General features: G+C 54.5%; 15 protein-coding genes. 7 read left to right on the top strand and 8 right to left on the bottom strand.

The features are described from left to right. Window positions 1-164 precede the first annotated feature (164 nt). The 5 genes from RBB81_RS03055 to RBB81_RS03075 all read left to right on the top strand — a co-directional run bounded on the left by RBB81_RS03055 (window position 165) and on the right by RBB81_RS03075 (window position 5395). Window positions 165-1757 (top strand): DHA2 family efflux MFS transporter permease subunit, encoded by a 1593-nt coding sequence (locus RBB81_RS03055; protein ID WP_353072679.1) that lies wholly within the window; start codon window positions 165-167, stop codon window positions 1755-1757. Window positions 1758-1843: 86 nt separating this feature from the next. Continuing rightward, entirely contained in the window at window positions 1844-2128 is a 285-nt protein-coding gene (locus RBB81_RS03060; RefSeq protein WP_353072680.1) for a hypothetical protein, read from the top strand. A 643-nt stretch (window positions 2129-2771) separates the two neighbouring features. Then, window positions 2772-3536 (top strand): DeoR family transcriptional regulator, encoded by a 765-nt coding sequence (locus RBB81_RS03065; RefSeq protein WP_221272920.1) that lies wholly within the window; start codon window positions 2772-2774, stop codon window positions 3534-3536. Between the two features lies 1 nt (window position 3537). Next, on the top strand, window positions 3538-4674 hold the full coding sequence (locus tag RBB81_RS03070; RefSeq protein ID WP_183791163.1) for an MFS transporter: 1137 nt from the start codon (window positions 3538-3540) through the stop codon (window positions 4672-4674). A 94-nt stretch (window positions 4675-4768) separates the two neighbouring features. Further along, window positions 4769-5395 (top strand): HAD family hydrolase, encoded by a 627-nt coding sequence (locus RBB81_RS03075; RefSeq protein WP_183791161.1) that lies wholly within the window; start codon window positions 4769-4771, stop codon window positions 5393-5395. A gap of 252 nt (window positions 5396-5647) precedes the next feature. Here RBB81_RS03075 and bglX read toward each other — a convergent pair whose 3' ends face one another. From bglX to RBB81_RS03100, 5 genes are all read right to left on the bottom strand, one after another. Further along, window positions 5648-8050 carry a beta-glucosidase BglX gene (gene bglX / locus RBB81_RS03080; protein WP_353072681.1) on the bottom strand — a complete coding sequence of 801 codons (2403 nt, stop codon included), beginning with the start codon at window positions 8048-8050 and terminating at the stop codon, window positions 5648-5650. Beyond that, a complete protein-coding gene (locus RBB81_RS03085; RefSeq protein WP_183791159.1) occupies window positions 8008-9156 on the bottom strand; it encodes an acyltransferase family protein in 1149 nt (382 codons plus the stop codon). Before RBB81_RS03085 ends, bglX begins: the two co-directional genes overlap by 43 nt. A 221-nt stretch (window positions 9157-9377) precedes the next feature. Then, complete coding sequence (locus RBB81_RS03090) at window positions 9378-11591, bottom strand: glycoside hydrolase family 3 C-terminal domain-containing protein (RefSeq protein ID WP_353072682.1); 2214 nt, start codon at window positions 11589-11591, stop codon at window positions 9378-9380. A 298-nt stretch (window positions 11592-11889) separates the two neighbouring features. Continuing rightward, window positions 11890-12402 (bottom strand): hypothetical protein, encoded by a 513-nt coding sequence (locus RBB81_RS03095; protein WP_353072683.1) that lies wholly within the window; start codon window positions 12400-12402, stop codon window positions 11890-11892. Window positions 12403-13808: 1406 nt separating this feature from the next. After that, window positions 13809-13955, bottom strand: coding sequence for a hypothetical protein (locus RBB81_RS03100; RefSeq protein WP_353072684.1), 147 nt, complete (start codon window positions 13953-13955; stop codon window positions 13809-13811). A 135-nt stretch (window positions 13956-14090) separates the two neighbouring features. On the opposite strand from RBB81_RS03100, the gene RBB81_RS03105 reads away from it, so the two are divergent. After that, entirely contained in the window at window positions 14091-16892 is a 2802-nt protein-coding gene (locus RBB81_RS03105; RefSeq protein ID WP_353072685.1) for a hypothetical protein, read from the top strand. A 561-nt stretch (window positions 16893-17453) separates the two neighbouring features. Further along, window positions 17454-17648 carry a hypothetical protein gene (locus tag RBB81_RS03110; protein ID WP_353072686.1) on the top strand — a complete coding sequence of 65 codons (195 nt, stop codon included), beginning with the start codon at window positions 17454-17456 and terminating at the stop codon, window positions 17646-17648. 224 nt (window positions 17649-17872) lie between these two features. Here RBB81_RS03110 and RBB81_RS03115 read toward each other — a convergent pair whose 3' ends face one another. The 3 genes from RBB81_RS03115 to RBB81_RS03125 all read right to left on the bottom strand — a co-directional run bounded on the left by RBB81_RS03115 (window position 17873) and on the right by RBB81_RS03125 (window position 24432). Continuing rightward, window positions 17873-21205 (bottom strand): TonB-dependent receptor, encoded by a 3333-nt coding sequence (locus RBB81_RS03115; RefSeq protein WP_353072687.1) that lies wholly within the window; start codon window positions 21203-21205, stop codon window positions 17873-17875. A gap of 305 nt (window positions 21206-21510) precedes the next feature. Further along, window positions 21511-23313 (bottom strand): MFS transporter, encoded by a 1803-nt coding sequence (locus RBB81_RS03120; RefSeq protein ID WP_353072688.1) that lies wholly within the window; start codon window positions 23311-23313, stop codon window positions 21511-21513. A gap of 54 nt (window positions 23314-23367) precedes the next feature. Continuing rightward, window positions 23368-24432, bottom strand: a complete 1065-nt coding sequence (locus tag RBB81_RS03125) for an amidohydrolase family protein (RefSeq protein ID WP_353072689.1) — start codon at window positions 24430-24432, stop codon at window positions 23368-23370. Window positions 24433-24478: the final 46 nt, after the last annotated feature.

The following is a 24478-nucleotide window of genomic DNA, read 5'->3' on the forward strand; positions in this document are numbered from 1 at the left end:
GATATGATTTTAGATACAGTATGTATATCAAATGATCGCCAATGCTCAGTTTCTAAGAAGAGCATTGAGTGGAAACGGCTCGCAAAGTATTGCGATGTGACCGCGGTTGGTTGGGCTCACGTTATTGAATCTGACAACGCCCAATCCGCCGGAAAGGAAAGCGGATGTCAGATGAAGCCGGGAGCAGCGGGCGATGGAAGCCTAAAGTCAACCCCTGGCTGATCGCGGCCACAGTTGCCCTCGCTGCCTTCATGGAGGTTCTCGATACCTCCATTGCCAATGTCGCCCTTCCCCACATTGCCGGTGATCTCGGCGCCAGCACCGATCAGGGAACCTGGGTTCTCACCAGCTATCTGGTCTCCAACGCAATCATTTTGCCGGTGGGCGCGTGGGCGTCGAGTGTCATCGGCCGCAAGAATTTCTTTCTGCTATGCATCACCATCTTCACCGCGGCAAGTTTTCTTTGCGGTATCGCCCCAACGCTACCGATCTTGCTCATCTCGCGGGTACTTCAGGGAGTCGGAGGTGGCGGCCTCCAGCCTATGGCGCAGGCCATCATGGCGGATTCCTTCGAAGAAAAAAAGCGTGGCCAGGCCTTCGCGCTCTACGGTCTTGTGGCAGTGCTTGCGCCATCCCTTGGGCCGACGATCGGCGGTTGGATCACCGACAACTACTCCTGGCGATGGATCTTCTATATCAATCTTCCCGTCGGCATCCTCGCGTTCTTTCTGGTCAGCCGCCTGGTGCAGGATCCGCCCTGGATCAAAGCAGACCGTGCCAATCTCAGGAAACTGGACTACATCGGCCTCGGATTGCTCACGGTCGCCATGGGCGGCATGCAAGTCATGCTGGATAAGGGGGAAGAGAACGACTGGTTTGCCTCCACCTTCATCCGCATCTTCTGCTTTCTATTCGTTGCAGGTATGGCCGGCCTGATCTGGTGGCAGTGGCGGGCTAAGAATCCCATCATGAATTTGCGGCTATTCAAGTACAAGAATTTCGCTATCTGTTGTTTCCTCATGATTCTAGTCGGCGGCGTCCTGAATGCCGCAACCGTACTCGAGCCCCAGTTCCTGCAGCAGTTGATGGGCTACACGGCAACCCGCGCCGGAGAAGCGCTCGGCGGCGGCGGACTCGCCCTGCTCGTCGTTATGCCGCTGGCAGGAATAGCTACCGGCAGGTTTCCGGCGAGAAACATGGCTGCATTCGGTTTCGTCTGCTTCGCCGGCGCGTTCTATTACACCTCCACGCACTTCACGCTCACTATGACCTTCGGTTTTGCCTCGTGGTTGCGAATTCTTCAGATGTTCGCGATTCCTTTCGCCTTCATCGCCATCACTACCGCGGCTTATGTCGGACTTCCGAAAGAGGCGAGCAATCAGGTCTCTGGGATCATCAACTTCGTTCGCAACGTTGGCGGCAGTATCTTTATCGCCGTCACTGGAGCGATCGTCACCAACCGTTCTCTCTTTCACCAGGCACGCCTGCAGGAGTCCATGCAGCCGGGCAATCCCGCCTTCGTCAACCGGGTCAACGCGCTTACCTCTTACTTTGGCGGTAGCGGCAAAGGACCCGGACCCGGCCTCATGGCGCGAGCTGCAATTTACCAGCAACTCAATCAGCAGGCTGCTGCGCAGGCTTATCAGGACATCTACCGTCTGCTCTGTTGGATGGCAATGGGCATGGTGGTGTGCGCTTTCGTACTAAGTAAGAACAAGCCCGGACAGGGCGCCCCTGCGGGAGAAGCAATGCACTAGCAACGCACCTCACCATCAGGCCAGTATTGCCGGACGAAATTGCACTTCTAAAGTGCTGCGTTATTTCAATCAGGAGATAGGGTTACATGTGCGATAAAAAAACCAGCTCGATTGTTCACGCTCAGCAGACGCCTGTCGAACGAGTTGCCGAGCTTATGACGACAGCGGAAACGGAACTCGCCGCCTTTTACGAGACAGTATTCAGACGATATGGCCTGAAGGAAGCGAAGAAGTCGGCGCAGGACTGGATCGAAGAATTGGAGACGATGGATTGGCCCGCTGACTGGGCCCTCCCGAACTGGCGTCATGTGACAATCGCCGCTGCCGATTGCCTTGCCCTCAGAATCCTCGAACATTCTCCGCGCCGGTGAGGACCAACCGACCTCCTATCTGCATTGGACCTGGATGATGGTCAATGCGGCCTCTTGCACCTATAGGGAAAAATGTTCTTCCTGATCAGAAGTGTCAGGGAGGACGCAAGCTCTTTGAAGACCATCGGCGGTTCCTCAGGACGACAAGAAGCCGCGCCCGCAGCCCTCGTTGCTCACGATGCGACAGATCGTATTTGGCGACTGCGGTTAAACTCTTCCGATTGGCAAAGCCCTGTTGCGGAAGACTCGTCGATGCCGCTCGGCAATTCTGCTCAACTGTAGAGCCAGCAAATTGCAAGAGAAAGGAATTCGGTCCTAAGAGTCGAATTGAGGATAGTGGAGTTAGCCGCGAGTCACGAGCTGAGTTATCACCTCACGAAGCGGCGTCGCTCCATCCACATGCTCGGTTCCGGGTACCTGCCGTAGATCCCGCCCATGCTTCATGAGGCAAAGAACAGATAGCAGGTCTCCCTGGAATTGAGCTTTAAATGCGAATTGGCCCCGCCAACTCGCCTGAAGGTTGGCGCTCGAGATTTGGTGAACTTTTTCTCCTAACCGTGCAAACCCGCATTTGAAAATACATGTTTGTTCATGATATTTCTTGTTTATGCATGATTCGTCACTACCCACATCCAGAAGAGAAGTGATCGCGGAAAGACTCGATGCGGGACTCTCTGTTATCGCCTCCGAGTTGGCGGAAGAGTTCCAGCTTTCTGAAGATGCGATACGGCGTGATCTGCGCGCACTCGCCGCAGAAGGTCGTTGCAAGCGGGTGTATGGGGGCGCCCTTCCTGTGTCGTCTGCCTCTGGATCGCTGACAGAACGCATTCCGGTTCAATCAAGTGAAAAGATTCTGCTCGCGCGGACTGGTGCGCGCCTGATTCAACCGCGAGGGTTGATCTTTTTGGACGGGGGCAGCACGAATCTGGCACTGGTAGCAGAATTGCCGGAGAACAAGTTCCTGACCGTTGCGACTAATTCAGTTCCGGTGGCGAATGCTGTCCTTAACCGGAAGGGGCTGAGACTCCTTATGGTCGGCGGCGCAGTAGAAGCTGAACTAGCCGCGTGCGTCGATGCCGAGGCTGTTCTCGCTGTGCAGAAAATGAATATCGATCACTGCTTTCTTGGCGCCTGCGCAGTTTCTTCGCAATTAGGCCTTGGAGGATTCAACCCTGCAGATACGCTCTTCAAACGTGTCCTGCTATCCCGCAGCCAGAAAGTAACTGCGCTCGTGACGCTCGACAAACTTGAGACCCGAGCACCGCACGTCATCGGCCCGCTGGAGTTCGTCCATGAGTTGGTTGTTCCACACGATACTCCCTCCCATCTTTTAGCTACACTCGAAAAGGCCGGTATCACCGTTCTGACTGCCGACGAGCCACCTCAACCCGTCGCGACGGGAGTATGACATGTCATCCGTCGCTGATCACTCAAAATCACGTCTAGCCACGCGGCTCTGTTTTGCCGCGGCTGGCTTCGCGGTGGCCTGTTGGGCTCCTCTTGTTCCTTTCGCCAAGACCCGACTCGGGATTGGAGATGGCACCCTGGGATTTCTGCTTCTATGCCTTGGGGCCGGCTCGGTCGCCGCAATGCCAATTACTGGAATCCTCGCGACGAAATTTGGCAGCAAGCCCGTCATCCTTGCTGGTGGCTATGGTGTATCGCTCTTTCTTCCGCTTCTGGTGGTCGTGGATCGTCCAGCCTCTCTCGGGGCAGCACTTATGATGTTCGGCGCGTCCCTGGGTTCCTTGGATGTCGCCATGAATCTCCATGCAGTGGAAGTGGAGCGGGCTTTATCGCGCCCACTGATGTCGGGATTCCATGCTCTGTTCAGTATCGGAGGATTCGCAGGGTCGGGATTTATGACGCTCATGCTATCCAACCATATCTCCCCGTTCCACAGCTGCGCCATCAGTTCCATCGCAGTCGCATCCGCTGTCAGTGCGGCGGCTCCGCATCTGCTGCGAACAGGTAATGAAACCCCAGGTCCCTTGTTTGTTCTGCCCCGCGGGATTGTTCTGGTGATTGCCCTACTTGCGTTTGTCTCATTTCTGGTCGAGGGAGCGCTGCTCGATTGGAGTGCTTTACTGCTGGTAACCACCAAGATGGTCGCGGCTGCCAGAGGCGGAGTCGGCTACATGCTGTTTTCGATAGCCATGACAACAGGACGTCTCACTGGGGATCGCGCGATAACGCGGCTGGGGGATCGCAAGGTATTTCTGTTAAGTGGACTGACGGCGGTCTGTGGCTTTGCGGTCTTGCTTGCTTCGCAATACACTCCGCTCGCTCTGGCCGGGTTCGTCCTTATCGGCCTTGGAGCGGCAAACATAGTGCCAACTCTGTTTCGGCGAGCGGTAAATCAGCGGGAAATGCCCGCCCCGCTTGCTCTTGCTGCCGCGACAGGTGCGGGATATGCAGGCCTGCTTGCAGGGCCCGCGTTGGTGGGCTTTATAGCTCATTCCGTTGGGTTGCGGGGAGCGTTTATCTCTCTCGCACTTCTTATGTGCCTCGTCCCAGCCCTGAACAAGAGTGTGAATGGGTCATAGAGGCGACTTCGCGCGCCAGAATGGAGACAGCATGGGGATTTATTGGCCATCACGCCGCACACCAACGAATAATCCGAAAGCGCTAGTCCTCGATATGGATGGAGTTCTGATCGACTCGGAGGCTCTCCACAAATCTACGAAGCGGCAAGCCCTGCGTTCAGCGGGCATCGAGGTTGATGAGACGGTGTTCTCGCGATACATCGGTCGCAGCGATCGAGTAATGATAACGGACGTTGCCAAGATCCATGGTCTTTCCGAGGACGGAATCGAAGCAATTCTGGCAGAGAAAGACCGTCTCTATGCCTTAGGTCAACGCGACCTGAGGCCGGTCCCTGGCGCCATCGATTTTGTGTACTGGGCCTATCGGAAATATCGGTTGGCTATTGCCACCTCTGCAACCGCACAAAATCGCAAATGCGCCCTTGCGTCTCTGGGAATGACCTCACTCTTCGAAGTTGCCATCGACAGCAGTTTCATTGTGCACCCTAAACCGTCTCCTGAAGTCTTTGAGAAGGCGATCGCGCGGATGGAAATGGCACCGTCCGACTGTTGGATCATAGAAGACGCCCTCAATGGGGTTGCGGCAGCGAGAGAAGTCCCGTGCTTCACCGTCGCATTGACCACGAGTTTCGGAGAGTCCGAACTGCTTCGCGCCGGAGCCGATGTTGTCGTCGATCAGTTTAACGAAATTCAAACCCTACTTCGGGAGGCCTGTGCATAAGAGCCGAAAGAGTGGGGAGAGAACACGACTAGGCGACGCGCTTTATCACAGGAAAAACGGAGTTCAGAGCTTGTGTGATCCAACAAGGCATATCGCAAGGATGGTCCGCCGCGGGGAGGAACGAAGCGGCAATGATTGTTAACTCTATGCTCCTATATCTGACGCCGTCCGAACGGCTTGCAAGCTCCCGCTACTGTGTTCGTACCGGTTTCGCTTCGCACCGGCTCCCAACTCCAGTTCTGCATCGAACGTTCATTGCGTGGTCTTAAATTCCGCGCGAAGACTTGCAGTTGAATCTCCTCCGGCCCACACATCGAAATCGGAGGGTTCTACAACCCAAGTTTTCGACTGCGGACTCCAAAAATGCAGTTGTTCCGCTCCAAGAGGAAACCTGAGAGTTTTGGTTTCTCCCGCTTGGAGGAGAACCCGCTCAAATCCCTTGAGTTCGCGAACGGGGCGAGATGCCGAACCATAGCGTTGATGAATATAAATCTGTGCAACAGCATCCCCCGCGATAGAGCCCGTATTCGTTACGTCGACGCTTACCTCGTTGTCATCGCTCACGCTCATGTTGTTCTTGCTGAGATGGAGATTGGAAAATTTGAACGTCGTATAGCTGAGACCGTACCCGAAAGGGTAAAGCGGTTTGGAAGCGACATCCCAATAGCGTGACGTGAAGCCAGGGCGATCTTCGGGATCATGTGTCAAAGTGTGGTTGTAGTAGAGTGGCTCGACGCCCGATGCGCTCGGCCAACTTACCGGCAGCTTCCCGCCAGGATTCACATCTCCGAATAGTACGTCGGCCACGGCATTGCCCCCTTGTGTGCCTGGGTACCAGGCCTCAAGTATTGCCGGCACGTGTTCCGAGGCCCAGTGAATATCGAGTGGGCGACCATTTTCAAGCACGAGCACCACCGGCTTGCCAACACCAACAGCAGCTTCTAACATCTGCTCCTGGATTCCTGGCAGATCCAGGCTGGCTCGCGAAGCCGCTTCGCCGCTCATATTCGCCGTCTCACCCATGACGGCCACGACGAGGTCAGCGTCGGCGGCCGCTGCCTTGGCCTTGGCAATCCATTCGGCGGTTTCTTGAGGAGTAGGTGGAGGTGAAGGCTTCGTACCTGTAAACTGCTCCAACATACCGGTATAGACCTTCGACGGCTGAGGCCCGGCGACAAGCGTGATTTGCGCATCGGCACCCAGCCTATTCCTGATACCGGCAAGCACAGTAACCGGATGACTCTTGGACCCCTTTCCGAATAGGCCCTCCACCGTCCATCCGCCCTCGATATCATGGGCAGCATCTGCGAGAGGGCCAATAACGGCAATCTTTTTCAGCTCCTTCGACAGGGGAAGAGTTCGGTTCTCATTGCGAAGCAGCACCATGGAACGCCCTGCCAGTTTGCGCTCGAGCGCGATACCCTCGGGTCGGTTCAGGACCGTGTCGACACTAGCTTCGTCGACGTAGGGATGGTCGAAGAGTCCTAGATCAAACTTCGCCTCCAGAATCGGCAACACCATCTGGTCGATGTAGGCTTCACTGACTTTGCCCTCTTGCACTACCTTTGCAAGATTGTGTGAGTAGGTGAGACTCGCCATATCCATGTTTAGGCCCGCGGTGATCGCCTTGTAGGCCGCATCTTTGCCATCGCTCGCGTAACCATGGGTAACGAGGTTTCCGACTGCAAATGCATCCGAAAGCACAATGCCTTGGAACCCCCAATCCTTCCGGAGAACGTCGGTCAGGAGCCAATGATTGCCACTCGCCGGCACGTCGTTCAGGTCCATATAGGCACTCATGATTCCACCAGCCCCAGCCTGAACCGCTGCATGAAAAGGAACCAGGTAAAGATTGCGAAGCAACTCCTCCGGCACATAGGAAGAGTCATAGTCACGGCCGCCGTCGGCTGCACCGTAACCGGCAAAATGCTTTACGGTCACGAGTACGCTGTCCTGTCCAAGCTTCGAGCCTTGGAATCCGCGGACCTGTGCTTGAGCCATTGCGGAACCAAGAACTGGATCCTCTCCGGCACCTTCCACGATGCGACCCCACCGAGCGTCACGTGCAATATCGACCATCGGCGTAAAAGTCCAATCAATCCCGGCAGCGCGTGCATCCTGTGCCGCCAGATGTTGTGCCTGCTCCTCGACCGATGGATCCCACGAAGATGCCATCGCCAGCGGTACTGGAAAGACGGTTCTATATCCATGAATCACGTCAAAACCAAAGATGATTGGAATATGAAGACGCGACTTTTCGACCGCGATATGCTGAAGGCGATTGATCTCCTTGACGTCCATCTGCCAAAGAATCGAGCCTACTCCGCCTTTGGCAATGAGATCATCTGGTTTCTCTTTAGCGATACCAGGCATCACGAGACCGGACGATTCATTGAGTTGACCGACCTTTTCATCGAGAGTCATTTGCTTCAGGAGAGACTCGGCCTTCTGCTTGGCCTCAGCACTGAAGGGACTTGTCTGTGCCCCGGCGGAAATGACACCAGAGAATGCGACAAAAAAAAGAGCGATTGCAGGATACCTCTTCAACATCATGATTTCCGTCCTCCGTTTTTGAAAATAAATCGGCTTCTCTGCTGCGATTATGTCGGGCATTATGCTGCTGCCCGCTTTATGCCGTAGCGGCGGGTCAGCCACGCACGAACAGGCTCATCGAAATACTTAAGAACTAGCCATGCCAAAGCGATCACGAATGGCAGAAGCAGGAAGATATAAGTCAACAGCACGGACTTGGCTGGATGTCTCGTGTGGGCGAAGTTCGCAATGATATATACGAACGGGATATGCGTGATGTAGAGGGGATAGGAGAGCCTGCCGCTGAACTTGCACAACCTCATCATGCCCGCACCAGCATCAGAGTGCGCGCCACAGATGATGATGAGCGGGAATAAGAACAGCACGCACACAGCATCATAGAGACCATTGAAGGAAAGCCCGCCTGCGTTGGGGAACTTCGGCGCCTGAAAGATGACCACAAGAAGAATCGAGAGAACCAGGAGTCCAATTTTGGGACGGCGGATGCGACCCTGAATACGGTATAGCCAAAGGCCCATCACGAAAGAGACGGTCAACCGCAGAGGTGCCATCCATATCTCCGGGTATCCCCAGCCTCCATCCAGCGAACCTTTCACATTCGCGACCCATATGAGCAGCAACCCGGAGACTCCGAAGATGATTCCAAGTGTGAGCGCACGCAGCCGGCGAAGAATCAGAGCGTACGCGATATTTCCGAGATACTCCTGCATGAGGGACCACGCTGGTCCATTGAGTGCCTGGCTTTCGTTCTGTCGGCCCCCTACTGGCGGAGAAGGCAACAGGAGAAGTGAGGTCACATAGGCCAGCAGTAACATCGGCGCTGAGGTCTGGTTTATTCCCTTGCCGAAGGGATCGAGAAGATAGCCGAGAAGACCCAGGGTCGCGCCGACCAGCACCAGCGGATGAAGCCGAATGAGCCGGATCCGAAAGAATTGGAGGGTAGACATTCGAGTCCATCGGTCATCGTAGGCATAGGCGACGACAAAACCGGAGAGCCCGAAAAAGAAATCGACTGCCAGATAGGCGTGGTGCATCAGGCTCAGAGGAGTGTCCCAGCCAAATGAGTAATTGAAGACGTGAAAGATAACAATCAGGATGGCCGCACTCCCTCTCAATCCATCCAGCACTTCAAAGTGTTCTTTCCCGGTGCTTGTCCGGTCAGCTTGAACTGCACTGCCCGTCTGACCCAGAGTTGATACGTCGTTCATTGAGAGGTCTCCTTATCTTTTCGAGCTTCAACTCGGCTGATATGAACCGTTAGCACAGACTATCTGTTCGGCGTTGGCGTCGAGAATTGGTTTCGTCACTGACGTGGCCTCTAGAGAGCCACGCCAGTGACAGCGCAGCGCACGCGAGCGTCAAAGAGCGGAATCAATACATTGCGGTTCTCATAGGTTCATCGCGGGGTGGGTTCGACGAGGGATCAATCTCAATGGATCCGAAGGCTCGCCCTCAAAGGGGTGCTCTCTGAAGACGGTCCAACCAGGATGCCGTATTCGCCATTAGTAAGCATCCATGTGTCCTTCGATTCGTCGAAGGTCTGCAGTTCCTGTGGATCGATGGCAACGGTGACATCCTGTGACTCGCCAGGCGCCAGAGTGACACGCTTCCAACCGACCAGGCGTTTGAACGATTCATCAGCTTCTTTGGGAAGAGTGGCGTAGACTTCCGCAATCTCAGTCCCTGTTTTTTTGCCCATGTTTTTGACTGTAAAGCGGACTGTTTTCGCGGATGAATCGACGCTTAGGCCAGAATACGCGTAGGACGTATAGGAAAGGCCAAAACCGAACGGAAACAACGGTTGCTTATGCTGGGCTTCGTACCACTTGTAGCCGACTTCGGAACCTTCATCGTAGTGGACCGCATAGCTGGAGACGCGCGTTTCGGAGTTTACAGCATAATGTCCTTGTCCTTCGTCATTCGGAGGAAGGGGCGCGATCGAAGGGCGAGGAAGGTCCGCCTCTCTCTTTGGGAAGGTCATCGCCAGCTTGCCAGACGGATTGACGTCCCCGAGAATGATGTTTGCTAACGCCTTGTGCCCGGCGCTGCCCGCATACCAAACCTCAACAACCCCGGCCACCTTGTCGAGCCAGGGCATAGTAACGGCAGTTCCTGTTTCAAGAACAACGATCGTACGCGGATTGACTGCCGCTACTTGCTCGATCAGCGCATCCTGGTTGTCCGGAAGCGAAAGATTCGGCAGGTCCATACCTTCGGACTCCCACTGATAGGCGAAGACAATCGCCACATCCGCGGTCTTTGCTAAAGATGCCGCTGACTGCAGATCCGTCCCCGGATCAAAGTCAATTTTCGTGTTCGGCAATTTCGCTCGCAGCGCCTGTAAGGGGGAAGTCGGAAACCAGATGTGATCCTGCCAATGCGTTGCGCCTTTACCAGGGGGCATGATGGCATTGCCGCCCGGCGGGTCAACTTGTGCAGAACCACCACCGGAGATCATTCCGACATCCGCATGGCCGCCGATGATTGCGATGCTGTGGACCTTGGACGGAATGATTGGGAGCACGGCCTGGTTGTTCTTTAGGAGAACTATGCTCTTTTCTTCGATACGCTGCGCAACCTCAAGCCCTTTTTCTACGTTTACCACACCCTTATGCGGAGGATCATCGACGATTCCAGCTAAAAACTCCGCGTACAAGACCCTGCGAGCATGGTCATCGATCTCGGACAGAGGTACTCTGCCTGCGTCTACCGCCTCTTTTAACTTCAGCCCGAAATAGTCGGCCATAGGCTGCTCTTGATCGAGTCCGGCAGAGGAGGCCTTCTCCGTACTGTGCGTGCCGCCCCAATCCGAGATCACGAAGCCTTTGAATCCCCAATTCGTCTTGAGAACATCCTGCAGCGTGTAGGAATTTTCACAACCGAAGTCTCCATTGATTCGGTTATAAGAGCACATCACGGCGCCGGGATTGGCGATAGAGATCGCAATGTGAAAGGCCAATAGATCGGACTCCTGCATCGCACGTTTCGAGATGACAGAATTCACAACGAACCGTCCTGTCTCCTGGTCGTTGACGGCGTAGTGCTTGATATCACCGATGACGTGTTGACCCTGCTCACACTTCATCATGTTTCCAACAAGAGTGCCGGCCAGAAGCGGATCTTCACCCGCGTACTCGAAGGTCCGCCCGTTTCGGGGTTCGCGGGTGAGATTCACGCCGCCTCCCAGAGTCACATCGAAACCTTGAGCACGGAGTTCGCCGCCGATCACTTCGCCGAATTGGCAAGCGGACTCTGGATCCCAGCTCGAAGATGCACCCAGATTGGAAGGCATCGCCGTCGAGTATCTTCCATTTGCGCCGCTGGCTCTCACGCCGTAGCCGGCATCCGAGATGATCAGGGGAGGAATACCCAGGCGCTCGACACCTTGAGTGTAACCAGCGCCGCCATTGGTGAGAGGGGTTAGAGGCATCCTCCACTGCGACTCGCCTGACATACCGTTGCCATGCACCAGCGCCAACTTTTCATCAAGAGTAAGTTCTTTCAGAACCAGCTCTGAGCGCTCCCCAGGAGACCGTTGGGAATCCATCCAGGGCCGGTTCGTTTCCTGAGCCGACGCGCTGGCGACTCCAATGATGGCTGCCGTAACAATCAAAAGGGGAAGTTGCGAGTTGCACTTCTGCATCGTGTCTCCAGGTCGCCCCGGCGATGCTGCGATGGCGAGAATCAAGGCCAGAAGACTTCGCGGCGGTGCGAAAGGGCGACTACGATTACAGTATCTAGTGGAATGAGGTGAGGTAAAAGCTCCAACGGGTACGAGCACAGTTCTATCCCAATAACCATGTATTTATCTTGAAGTTATCGTTAGAGGGGTGGACCGTCACAGGGCACGTATCATACGGCAAAGTTAGTGAGACACGCCTCGAGGGATCGGTCGCAGCCGACCATGGAGCCATAGCGCTGTCGATGAAGAGGCTAGTGACCTACCGCCAGGTCTCGACAGCGAGCACCGTGGGAGGGCCTGCGTGGCCTTCGATGACATTTGTTTCGATCACAGCTTCCAGATTGAGTTGGTCCCAGTTCTTAGGCGCCTTCTTCAACATCTCATCGAGATACGCAGGCTTAAAGACTACCTCGCTGGCAGCTTCGGTGCCTTCCCCTAGAATCCCCGCAATGATAATGACTGGCTGGCCGGTTACGCTGTCATGGATCCTGGCGATGATGGCATAGTCCTTGGCCAACTTTGTGTAAGGCACCTGCCATTGGAGGGTCCAAAACCTCTTCTCGGGACTCTTGCGGTCTACTAGCCTTCGCACTTGCGAATCGTACTCGAATCCGAAGGGTAGATCCTGGGTAATCCGCATGGTCCAAACGTTATCGAAGGCACCAATGAGCACGACGGGGCCTTCGCGTAGCTGCGTATAGCCGATTTCTGAATCGGAAACAACGCGAAAATCGCCGCCCTTTGGGACGAGAGGAACAATGGACCGCGCCAACGTGATCACGTCCGAGACATCAAGCCGGCCATAGAGGGGCATTCCGTTTGGCGTTGTGCGCTCTCGATCGACCGCATCTATCGGTTGCCCTAGGCAGTATGTGACCTTGCTCGAAGCCGCTGTCACCGGTTCCCAAAAGCGTTCCAGGTTCGACGTCTTCCGAGGGATTTGGATGCGGCCTATTCCGAATCCTGCGAAAAGAGCCAACAACAATAATGTTGCGATAGATATCCATCGATGCCTGGTCAGGACTGGAGGAGGTAGGGCTGCCTCGGCAGATTTAGACTCGGTTGTGGGAGAGTCCTGAGGTGTCGCCCCGTTCCTCTGCGAGACCAACGATCCGGATTCGAGGTTCACGGAGACCGTTGGATCCCGGAACGAGGGAACGTATGAGCCAACCGAAAGTTCGACTATCAGCTCTCCGAAATGATCCGTGTTGTAGTAGTACTGGATCAACCTCTTCCGAACTTCGGCCGCTGTCGTACGGACTACTGGATCAAGGTTTACATCGTAGTTTGGCTCACGTCCAAAGGCCTCCACACCTATCGTCCGTTCCTTTAATTCGCCCGCATTGCCAAGCAGCGTTTGCTCGACCGTGTAAGCCAGAAACACGGGATAGCGCTTGCTGTTTGCGAATAGCGGGTGCGCAAGGAGCCGTTTCAGCTGATCGCGGACAGCACTGGCATCTGGCGGAAAACTGTGTCCAGCCTCTTTTTCGGATTGTGGCAACAATGGCATCGTGAGTTCTGCTGATTCTCTTCCTGCTTTTCGGGTTTGGCGACCGGCGCTGCGTCCACCTCGACGCGTTGCTGCGCAAAAGCAGGGACGCAGAGCCCACCGGCGACGGCATAGAGCCGGGGACCAACATCAACCCCTCATTATTCCATATTGACAACTAGGATTTGGGGGTATCATACATTCCTTTTTAATCACGTGGCTACCTACGGTAAGTCCTTCAAAAGATGGTATCTATCCAGCAACGAATTGGTCCCTACCCGTTAGCTCTTATGACGTTGTGCCGTAGTGAATAGAGTCATCCTTTCTGATTCCGCGGAACGAAAGTGGTCACGAGATTCCCCATGTCGGCCAACAGCAGCTCATACAGAATCGGCATCCTTTTCTCGCTTTGTGTCGTTTTGAGAATGCTTTTTCCTTTTAATAACGCTCTCTCGTCGGCCGTTTGGGCGCAGGCGCCAACCTCAAATTGGAACGGCGTGCTTCGCTCTGACGGGCTCCTGCCCACAAACGAGGGAACGGTGCTGCTCGACTCGGGCACGAATCACTATTCCGCAGCTGTAAATACAGAAGGGGCTTTTTCGTTCCAAAACCTAAATGCCGGCCTCTACTCAGTGACTGTGCGTGTCGCTCGGAACTTCTACCGCAGCGCGACCCAAGTCTCTATCCCATCAGCGGTTGAAGGCGTAACGCTCAAGCTGGGCCGCGACGGCTCGGTGGAGATGGCCAACACGCAGATCGGAAGAGTAGTTGACACCGATCAACTCACGAATAAGGGAGTGAGTGAAATCCCGCTCAACAAAAGGGACTTTAGCCAAATTCTGCTACTCGCTGCGGGAACGTCCAGCGACACCAATGGAGCCTCAAACTTCACCCAGCAGTTCGCGATCAACGGCCAGCGAGGTGTGGAGGCAACTTTCTCTCTCGATGGGGCGGACATCAGTGACCCGGAAATGGGTGGCGGGACGTTCACTAATTTCAATGTTGACGCAATACTTGACCTGAAATCGTCGTCCGGGGTGATGCCGGCCGAAATAGGTCGTGGCGCATCTGGCTATACCGATATTTTGACTCGACCTGGAACAAGCGACCTGCATGGATCGTTTTTCGAGTTTCTGCGAAACTCCGCTCTCGATGCCCGCAACTACTTCGATCATCCTTCCCCGGTAAGTCCGGGACGCATTCCACCTTTCAGAAGAAATGAGTTTGGATTTACAAATGGAGGTCCTGTTCCGATTTCTCGTTGGCTCGGCAACAGCAAGCAGATCTTCTATTTCATCGAGTACCAAGGCTTCCGCCAGGTATTAGGAACGACCCAGGTTCTTTCTGTTCCAACCGCAGAACAGCGATCGGGCATGGATACGACGGCATTCCCAGGCGACACGCTCCTTGTTCCGGTGAACTCCTCGATCAGCCAGATACTGGCGCGATATCCGCTGCCTAATTATCCAGCCGGAACATTTGGCGCGAACACGTACGCAACTTCATCCAAAGTGAATACGGACGCAGATCAGTTTTCCGGCAGGCTTGATTTTCAGAGCGGCGCCAAGGACCACTGGATGGCGCGATTCTCTCTCGACAATCTCAGCGGCCCAACGACGAATCCAGATCAAACGGTTATAGATCCGAGCTTCGGTGTGGAATATGTCGATCACCAGCGTAATGGCGTGTTGACATGGATACACACTGCATCGCCGAGTCTCACGTTCGAATCATCGCTGAGTGCTATTCGAACGACCCCCTCTTTTCCAACTACCAATACAACTGACCCAGCCGTCAAATTCAACGACGCTCTCTTCGAGCCGTTCAATGCCCCAGGCGGTTCCGTTTCCAGAGATTACGGAAACTTATTCCAGGCTCGAGAGAATGTAACGTTCTCGCGCAACGCCCATACTGTCAAGCTTGGTGCGGAGATTCGACTGAACCGTGACTCCGGTTATTACGGATCCAGCCCTAACGGAGAATACGACTTTGGCGGAGGAACAGCGTACTCCGCAGTTGAAATCACATCTGCAAGCGGTTCTCACACTATCAATGTTGGAGATCCTTTGCCCGATACCTTATCAGCGTTCCTTACCGGTAGCGCGTTTGCGTATACACGAGCTGTTGCACCCAGCTATTTCTCGAACGGCAAAAATATAGGCCCCACTGCGATAAACCGGACGGCAATCGCAGCCTACGCGCAAGACACCTGGAAAGCCACAAGCCGCCTCACGATCGGCTATGGAATGCGTCTCGAACTCTACACACCGATATCGGATCGGGCCCATCGTACTTCCGGATTTTTCCCCTCTCCCGGCGGTGGTCAAGTTTTCTTGATTAATCCTGAACCCAGGTACCGTACGCGAATGAATAATTGGGGGCCACGTCTGCAAGCTGACTATCGCTTACGCCCGACCCTGGTACTCCATGCCGGTGCAGCTTTGACCACGATTCCGCCCAATATCTGGCAAGATAACATGCTAACGGGCAATCTGCCGTTCGTGTTCTACCCTCGAGTGACGGCTGGACCGACGGCATTTGTCCCCTACGGATTTCAGTTCACTCCAGCGCAGTTACCCCGCGTCTATACGCCGGACGGTACCGACATCTTTGCCAATCGACGGCCCAACGATGTCCCCGCCAACACGGAAGTTGATATCGATCGTCTGGAGCAAGGAATTGCAGATGCTTCCGAAGGAGAAACAACTCCGCTCAACGTAGGAGCGATCAGCAGGAACTTTGGGAACGCGGGTCTCGGCACGTGGTCCCTTGGCCTGGAACAGTCCATAGGACAAGTGACGCTCTCTGCCGCTTATGTCGGCACAACCGCTTATAAGCTTCCGCGCGTCGCATTTCCCAACGCCTATCCTGGCGCGACAGCAGATTTTGCTCCATATACGCACTTCAACGCCGCCGGCCAGGCTGTCGGCGGGTTCGGGACCGAAAGCGAGATGACGGCGACTTCGCACTCCTCGTACAACGCTCTACAGGTCTCCGGTCAAGGTCAAAGTCCGCATGGCGGACCTGGCTTCCAGGCAAACTATACCTGGTCGAAGTCGATTGACGATGCCAGCAGTGTAGGCGGGACCTCTGCCACCAGTACTGTGGGAGCAATCGCGCAGGCAGCGCCACAGAATCCTTTCGATACTCATCCGGAACGCGGTCCGTCAGTATTCGACACAAGGAATTCATTCTCATTGAGTCTCACGCAGTCTCTTCCGGTTTATGCGATCCACCCGTTGAATCACGTGAGCAGTAAACTTACTCGCGGCTGGCAGTTGATCAGTATTTCATCGTTGTCTGGCCGTACACCTTTTACCGTTTATACGGGAATTCAGCAAACGGGTGCAGGGTCGGCCAATGCGGACAGGCCCGATCAGATCGCAAAGCCATCGCTATCCACTGCGAGGTCCAAGAGAGAGGACTACTTCGGGCGCGGAAGCGACAACGCTTCGTTTTTCTCAATCCCAATTAACGTTCCGGGAGGAACGGGCCCTAATCAAGGGCGCTTTGGAGCTCTCGGACGGAATACCTTTCGAGGACCGGCTTATTACGACTATGACTTTTCTTTGGTCAAAGACACGCCGATCGGAAGAAGACGATCTGGAGCTGAACTCACCAACTTGCAGTTCAGGGCTGAGTTTTTCAACATGTTCAACATCGTGAACATGGGGCTTCCGTCGAACACAATCCTTGGGTCGGGCTTTGGCCAGATCAATCGAACGAATGGCAACTCCCGTCAGATTCAGTTTTCTATGAAGCTCGAATACTAAAGGTCTTCGGTCCTGTGCGCATGATCCAGGCAGTCTGGTTCTGACCGGTCGGAATGATTGAATCATGAACTGCGCCAGTCGGCTTGACGCCGCCCATTTTTTGTCCAATCTACAATCTGCGAATCGATCTCGGGGTCGATGTTCACTGGCGCGAAAAGTGCGGATTGGGAGGATCGGATGCGGAATAATCAAGTCAGGGTCATTGCTTTGGCATCTGCTCTGCAGATCGTCTTACCTGACGCAGGTCGGCAGGCAGTTGCACAGGCCGGAAAGGCCGCTATCCGGCGGTGGCTCCTTCGATCAATACCTGATATCTGACGAGAAATCCGAGATCGCGCTGGCTCGCAGTGCTGCACCCGGTTCCATTTCCGATGGAGCCGAAGTGATGGTGCTGGGACACGCAGGATACAAGATCGCGGTGAAGGGCGCGAATGGCTTTCTCTGCATCGTGGAAAGGTCGTGGGGGCAGAGCACAGATCAGGCGAAGTTCTGGAATCCGAAGATGCGCGCCCCCCATTGCTCAATGCTCAAGCCGCGAGGAGCTTTGCGCCGATCTACCTGATGAAGACCAGGCTTGTACTGGCAGGAAAATCGAAGGCTGAAATCGCGCAGGCAATCGCGACGGCACTGAATAGGAAGGAGCTGGCCGCGCTGGAGTCTGGCGCGATGGCTTACATGATGTCGAAGCAGCAGTCCTTGAACGACCGGGATAAGGTCTGGCACTCGCATGCGATGTTTTTTCTCCCGGCGACATGACGAAGAGCTGGGCAGCCGACGATCCCAACTCACCTGTCAGGTAGCGCATGCACAGAGACTGGAGTTTGATTGGACTTAGGCACAAGTGCTTGTGTCTCCACCGGAGACACGAGTGCGTGATGTGAGCCACGATCGATCCTGTGCTGCCTGTGCTCACCAACATCCCAGGCTTTCTCGTCCGAGCAGGTTGTGGGTTCGACGATAGCTAACCGGACACTCCCACTCTAGAAGACGAATCTGCCGCTGACCAGCCCGGACCTGGGACCACCGAAGCTCTTGGCCGTTGTGCTGGTGATCTGTCCGACGCTGTTATCAGTGATGGTGACGTTTGGATCTCCGAAGTTTGTGTGATTGAGTACGTTTGTGAAGCTTCCTCTCAACTCGAAGCTAGTCTCCCTGAACACCGGGAAGCTCTTGAACAGCGCAGCATTGAGCGCGTTCATGTTGGGACCCTCGACAGTACCGAACGATCCGCTACCGAACGTTCCATTTTGAGGGACTGCGAAAGCCGTCGCATTGAACCAATTGGTGATCGATCGTTTACTTTGAGGAGCGAGAGATCCACCCACACGCTGAGCCGCGCCGGCGAACTGATTGGTGTTTGAAGGATCTGGCCCGCTAAAGCCGGGAGAGAGGAAATCGCCGCTTTGAGACAAGTACGCTGCGCTTAATCGCCAGCCGCCAATAAAGCGCGACGCGAAGTTATCTGCGTTCAACAGACGCTCGCCTCTACCGAAGGGGAGTTCCCATATCACGTTGGATACGAAGCTTACCCGGGGTGTGAACTTTGCATTTCCTTTTTGACGCGAGAGGTTGTAACTATTCTCAGCCGTGACGCCGCCCTCAATGCCATTTGCCAGAGTGTCGTCATCGTCGGTGAGATTTTTCGCCCAGGTGAATCCAGCCTCGTAGCTGAGACCATGGCGGAAAGTGCGGTTTACCTCAGCCGACAACGCGTTGTAGTTTTCGTATCCGCCGTTTCGGAAGAGATAGACAGAGTAGAAGAGAGGATAAGGAGTCGCACTTTGCGAGAATGGCGTCGTGCTCGCAGGGACCTGGTTGACGTTGGTGGCATAGGTCAGTTTTACAGCTCGCGTGCCGATGTACGACAAGCGGAGGCTGGTAGCGAAGCCGAGGTTCTGTTCAAGCGTGAGATTGAACTGCTGTACGTAAGGATTGCGGTAGTTATGGTCGAAGGTCTGAATGCTGACAGCCCCTGCTCCAATGCCCCCCGCCGCGCTGTTGATTGGATGCTGAAAGTCGACAAGTGGAGCGCCGTTCACGAGACCGTTGGTGTAGCCAACGGTGACTCCATAGGGTCCTCCGTAGAGATACGAGAACAGGGCCGCGCTGATCTCATCATTGAAGATTCCGTACCCGCCACGGATCACGGTGTTCTCATCCTTGAATGGCCGATAGGCAAAGCCAAACCTTGGATAGGCGGCCAGCTTGAACGAGTTCCTCATGCTGCGATCAGGGAAGCCAGCGGTCTGGGCAGTTTCGATAGGAATTTCAGACGGAAAGACTGGATTGATGTTTTGCTGTGCGATGGTGAGATTGGGAACGACGATAGCTCCGGTCTTGGGATCGAATGATGCGATTACGTTGTACTTGTCAACTGCCGGGCTGTTGTACTCATAACGCACCCCGAGAAACAGCGTCAGATTTCGCTTGATCTTCCAATCGTCCTGAACGAAGGCATTGAGATCCCATAGCCGTGAGTACTGGGGCGTGCGCGGATAGGTATATCCAGTCGTTTGGGGCAGACCAAGAAGAAAGTCTGCGTAATCGAAGTTCGAAAAAGACCCGGTGAAGCTATAGCTTCCGAAGGTCGGATTGAAGTACTGCTCAGCTTGCATGGGCCTGTACTCTGCTCCCGCCTTGAACGTATGTGCGCCGCGCTCGTATGTCACCTGATCCACGAATTGAACGGTCTGCTCTGTGGGCTGACTGTCTGGCAATTGGTAGGGCGACGTGAAATTGTTCAGGGAGACAGAGGGGATACCTGTTTTGTCATCGGGTGCGACCTGGAGACCTGTAATTCCCAGGGAGTCTACTAGCGGCTGTCCCGCAATTTCTCCGCCGAAATCATTCGCTGTGTGCGTCAGGCCAAACTTGGCGACATTGATCATGTGGGGAGTGAGTATCCAGGTATCGGACAACACCCCTTGCCAAGTATGTCGCTTTTGGACGCGGTATCCCGTCAGTGAAGGCGGAAGGCCACTATCGAGGACTTCTGGAGAAGACCTGATGTATCCGACACGGGCAAAGATTGTGTTGTGCGGCGAGAACGCATAGTCGCCCCTTAGATAGTAGCGATTGGTATAGATATGCTGAGGATATGTTCCTCTGAAGTTAGCGATGTAGCTCGTTGGCGATCCGAAGTTTGGCGAAGGATAGAACGTATTTTGCCAGGTCAGCGCCCCTGCGTTGAGCATAGGCTTGGGAATCGTATTGTTCTGAAACGGAGTTCCAGTGTACGGGTTGTTGATGACAATCGGATTCGGTCCCTGGAGCAGCGCACTAAAGTCGCCGCCGCGCATTGCGAGAGTGGGCACGCTAGGGTTGATCGATATCGGCTGCGCCTCTCTTAGGAATTCGCTCGAGGCGAAGAGAAATAGCTTGTTCTTGATGATTGGTCCGCCGATGTTGGCGCCGAAATCGTTCTGGACAAGGCCGCCTACGCTGTTCGCAAAATAATTCCTCGCCTGAAAGGCGTTACTCGCGTAGTTCTCGAATACATCTCCATGGATTGCATTTGTGCCGGATTTTGTGATGACGCTCACGTTGAGCAGTTGTCCGAGTTCGGCTTTATTGTTGACCGCAGTGTACTCAACCTCCTGGATCATTCCGAACGGAGGAAGCGACGGACCGACCATATTCCCGTAGAGAGCCGAATTTGAACTGATTCCATCGACGTTGTAATAAGCCTCGCTGCCGCGCGATCCATACATCGACCAGTCAAAGGAGCCCCCAGCCTGGGACCCGCCAGGTAACAGTGAGGTATAGAAGAGCAAGCCGCTGTCGCCTGTCGAGTCCGACGTGCTCAACAGATTTGACGAAGAATTAGTCAGAGTCTGAGCCGATACGGTACTTGAAATCGAAGGCATCTCCGTCTCGATGACCGAGTCTCCCGCAGTGACCGTAACTGTCGAATTGGTGCTTCCAACCTTCATGGTCACGTCAGTGCGCAGAGTTTGCTGGGAAGCGAGAACCACTCCTGTATCTATGACCGCGGCAAAGCCGGGAGTTTCAACCTTGACGGTGTAGGTGCCGGGGTTCAAACCTGCAACAACGTAATCGCCCTTCGAGTTTGTGGTTACACTTCGGCTGATGTTGGTGCCGTCGTTCGTAACAGTCACCTGAGCATTGGGCAAAACGGCTCCATCCTGCGTGGTAACGGTTCCGGTAATAGCACCTTCCGTTCCCTGACCGAGCAGCGGCGAACAAAGCAGAAGAAGGGCAAGCGTGACGAGGCAAAGCGATTGCCACAGTTGCCGGCATAGACGGAGTTGGCGGGCGCCACTAGCAATCCGTTGCGCGAATTCGGCTTTCATTGGACAGTTCCTCCGTTTAGTTACTCCATTACCTGAGATACATTGGCCTGATTGCTACCGCTGTCGGCATTCTCTTATATTCCGTTTTATTACGATTTATGGTTTATAGAGAGGAACAGTAACAGATATGACAGCGATGTCAAGATTAAAAGAAATCTAACGTAATATTGTTGAATTTACTGTTGGTTGGGTGCAGGGCTTAACCTGTCCGGACTTGCAATCGGGTCCACTCGATCACAAACGAAGCAGTTCTTAAAAAATGCGCCGCTGCTAGGTGAGCAGCCGCTTCATGAGGAGCGGCACGGTTAGCTTCCCAAGGCTTCGAAGTGCTGCTCAATCTGCTCCAGGGTCTTTCCTTTGGTCTCCGGCAGGAAGAAGGTTGCGGTGATGAAGTAGATCACTGTGAACCCGGCAAACAGAAAGAACATAGTCGAGTAGCCGTATTTACTTACGACAGGGAGAAACAGAACCGCCAGTGTGGTCGATACGAGCTGATTGATCACTAGCGCGACACTCATTCCGATGGAGCGAATTCGCGTTGGCATTAACTCCGAAAGCGCAAGCCAGACGCAGACTCCGGGCCCTACTGCAAAGAAAGCGATAAACGCAAACAGCGCGAGCGCCACCAGGTATCCGTGAGTCCGATCGGGAATTTGACCGATTCGCGCTCGTTCAATTGTCAAAGGCGCGGTCCGAGCAGCGTCGAGATCAGAGAAAGGATTCTTGAAGAAGGCTTCGATCCTGGTCGCAGGAATGGAGCTTGCCCGAGTAATCCGGATGGGTTCTGCCGCAGGGTCGTCTGAGCGTACGAAAGTAGTCGCCCCGGTAAAGCCTCCGTAGGAGTAGATCACCGCCAGCGATGCATGGGCACCAAGCGAGGTCGTGTCTTCGTGACCGCTGGCCGTCAGTAGACGATCGGCTTCCGGTTGATCGAACTTAAGGATTAACTCCTGTTGCGGCCCTACGAGAGATTGGACAGCGCCGCGACACTCCAAATTGGATTTTTCCGTTTTCCAAAATAGCGTTCCGATTGTGATCAGCGTCGCCATCAGGCCCGTGCTACCCAAAATGAGCAAAAACCTGCGTCCCTTGCGATCGACGAGTGTCATTCCTACGATCGTCATCAGGAAGTTTACGGTAGTAAAGATGACATATCCCCAATGCGCTGCTAAATCGGAGAGGCCGCTTTGTAGCAGAATGCTTGTGTTGTAGCCGATGATCGAGTTGACGCCGGTCGCTGTGTTACAGAAGAGAATCACGCAAGCAAGTAGAAATGGAATGAGGTACTTTCTGCGAAAGAGGCTCTCCGTGTTCTTCTGACCTGATCCATCCGGCATCCCGACATTCAGCGAACGCCCTTCCATCTCGCCGAACTCGAGCTCCGCCATTGCCGGTGTTCGCGAGCGAAGGAGTGCCGCCATAGCACGTTCACGATGGCCAGCGCGAAATAGATGGCGCGGAGACTCCGTGACGAAGATACTACCGAGAACGAATAGGACTCCGGGCGGCAGCGAGATCCAGAAGATGTGTCGCCACGCACGATCTTTGACCTGAAACAACGTCGCGGCATCGGACGCACGCGCCATAGCTTCAACGCGATAGCTGTAGTAAATTCCGATCAATGCTGCGGCTACGATACCGAGCGTAAGCAGCCACTGAAATATGCCCGTTCCTTTACCGCGATTGGTTGAAGCGAGGCATTCCGCAAGATAGAGCGGTACCACCACACCGATAAATCCCCCGCTAATGCCCTGCAGCAGTCGTCCAACAAATAGCGGACCGTAGCCATGGGACAGCGCGATGACGGGAATGCTCACAACAAAGACGAGGCCGCTCAAGGTCATCATCGGTTTGCGGCCCATCCAGTCCGCGAGCAGCCCGGCGAAGATGGTCGAGATGACGCTACCGAGCAAGACAGCCGCCACAATCACCGAGAGCTGTCCGGCATTCAATCCTGAGGTCGCCTCCAAATAGGGCAGCGCTCCCCCGATGATTCCGATGTCCACCCCATAGAGCAGGCCGCCGAGTCCGGCTACACACAAGAGCAAAGCGTTATAGCTGCGTTGACTTGAGGCTGATGCGGAAGAGGAACTAGCTCCAGAGATCATAGGTCGTATTTGCTCCCGCCAGCAGTATCTCAGGGGTCATTCCTGCTCCCAATTTCACTTTAGATTTGGCAACAAACGCAGCGCATTGTCTCGATAAACCTTCCGTAGAACATCGTCCGGCAAGTCCATCCCATAGATGTTCCAGCGTCCCTGGCGAGATGCGTGGGTGGGGTATTCGAAATATTCGTCCGCCGTCTCCAGGAACCGATAATAGAGACGATACATCTCGACTTCCGGAACAAGATCGGCTCCGAACAGAATCCGATCCGCAAAACGTAGAAAGAACTTTCGCGCCGAGTAGGGTTGCCGTCCTAGTTCGGATGCTCTCGCACTGATATCCACCAGCACATTTGGATTTGCATCCAGCATCGCAGATACACGCTGAAGATCTTCTCCGTTCTCGGCAATGTGAGCGGCGACGAAAGTTGTCCCCGGATGTCTCTTGAAGACGCGATCCCGCTGGTCGAGCAACTCATGTTTGCTGAACTCGGCGCCAAAGAAGCTCCAGTCGGGATGAGCAGCCAACTCCTCATAGCGCTCGTTGTTCGCATCAATTGGAAGGAAAAAAGCCTCGGGGTCTCCAATATGCACCATCACTGGAATGCCGAGCTGCCCGGCTTTGTCAAAGATCGGAGCAAGACGTTCGTCATCAACGTGTAGGAGCTGTCCGCTTGCATCACGCACGGACAAGCCGAGATCCTTCCAGAACTTGAATCCGATGGCTCCATGCTCTACCAAACGCTCAAGCCTGTCGATGCTTACGCTAACAAAATCGTCGCGCTCGACGCCTGTCCAATCCATCCAGCCAATGGTCGAGAAGCGTGTAGCATCCGCCGTTCGGTAACGATCTATCATGCGGATAGCCTCTTCTCCCACCTTCATCGTGATGTTGACGATGTGCTCGATTCCGCAAGCATCCATGATATCCAGCACATGTTTTGGATCCTGTGCATCAAGGTGATTGTGATAATCAATGACCGGAAAGCGTGGAAGTAACACTTGGTGGCGTGGCGTGGTCAGCATACAGCGTGGATGAAAGTCGCTGAGCGGAAGCGTGACATCGGCCGTTGCCGATACCATGGCGATAAACTTGTCCTGTGTGTTCTGTTCCGACATCATTTCCTCATTCTTGAGGCGTTTGCTTTTTCGATGCGAGAGTCTCTTT

Origin of the sequence: Tunturibacter gelidoferens (genome assembly GCF_040358255.1) — a bacterium.
In the GTDB taxonomy this organism is placed as follows: domain Bacteria; phylum Acidobacteriota; class Terriglobia; order Terriglobales; family Acidobacteriaceae; genus Edaphobacter; species Edaphobacter gelidiferens.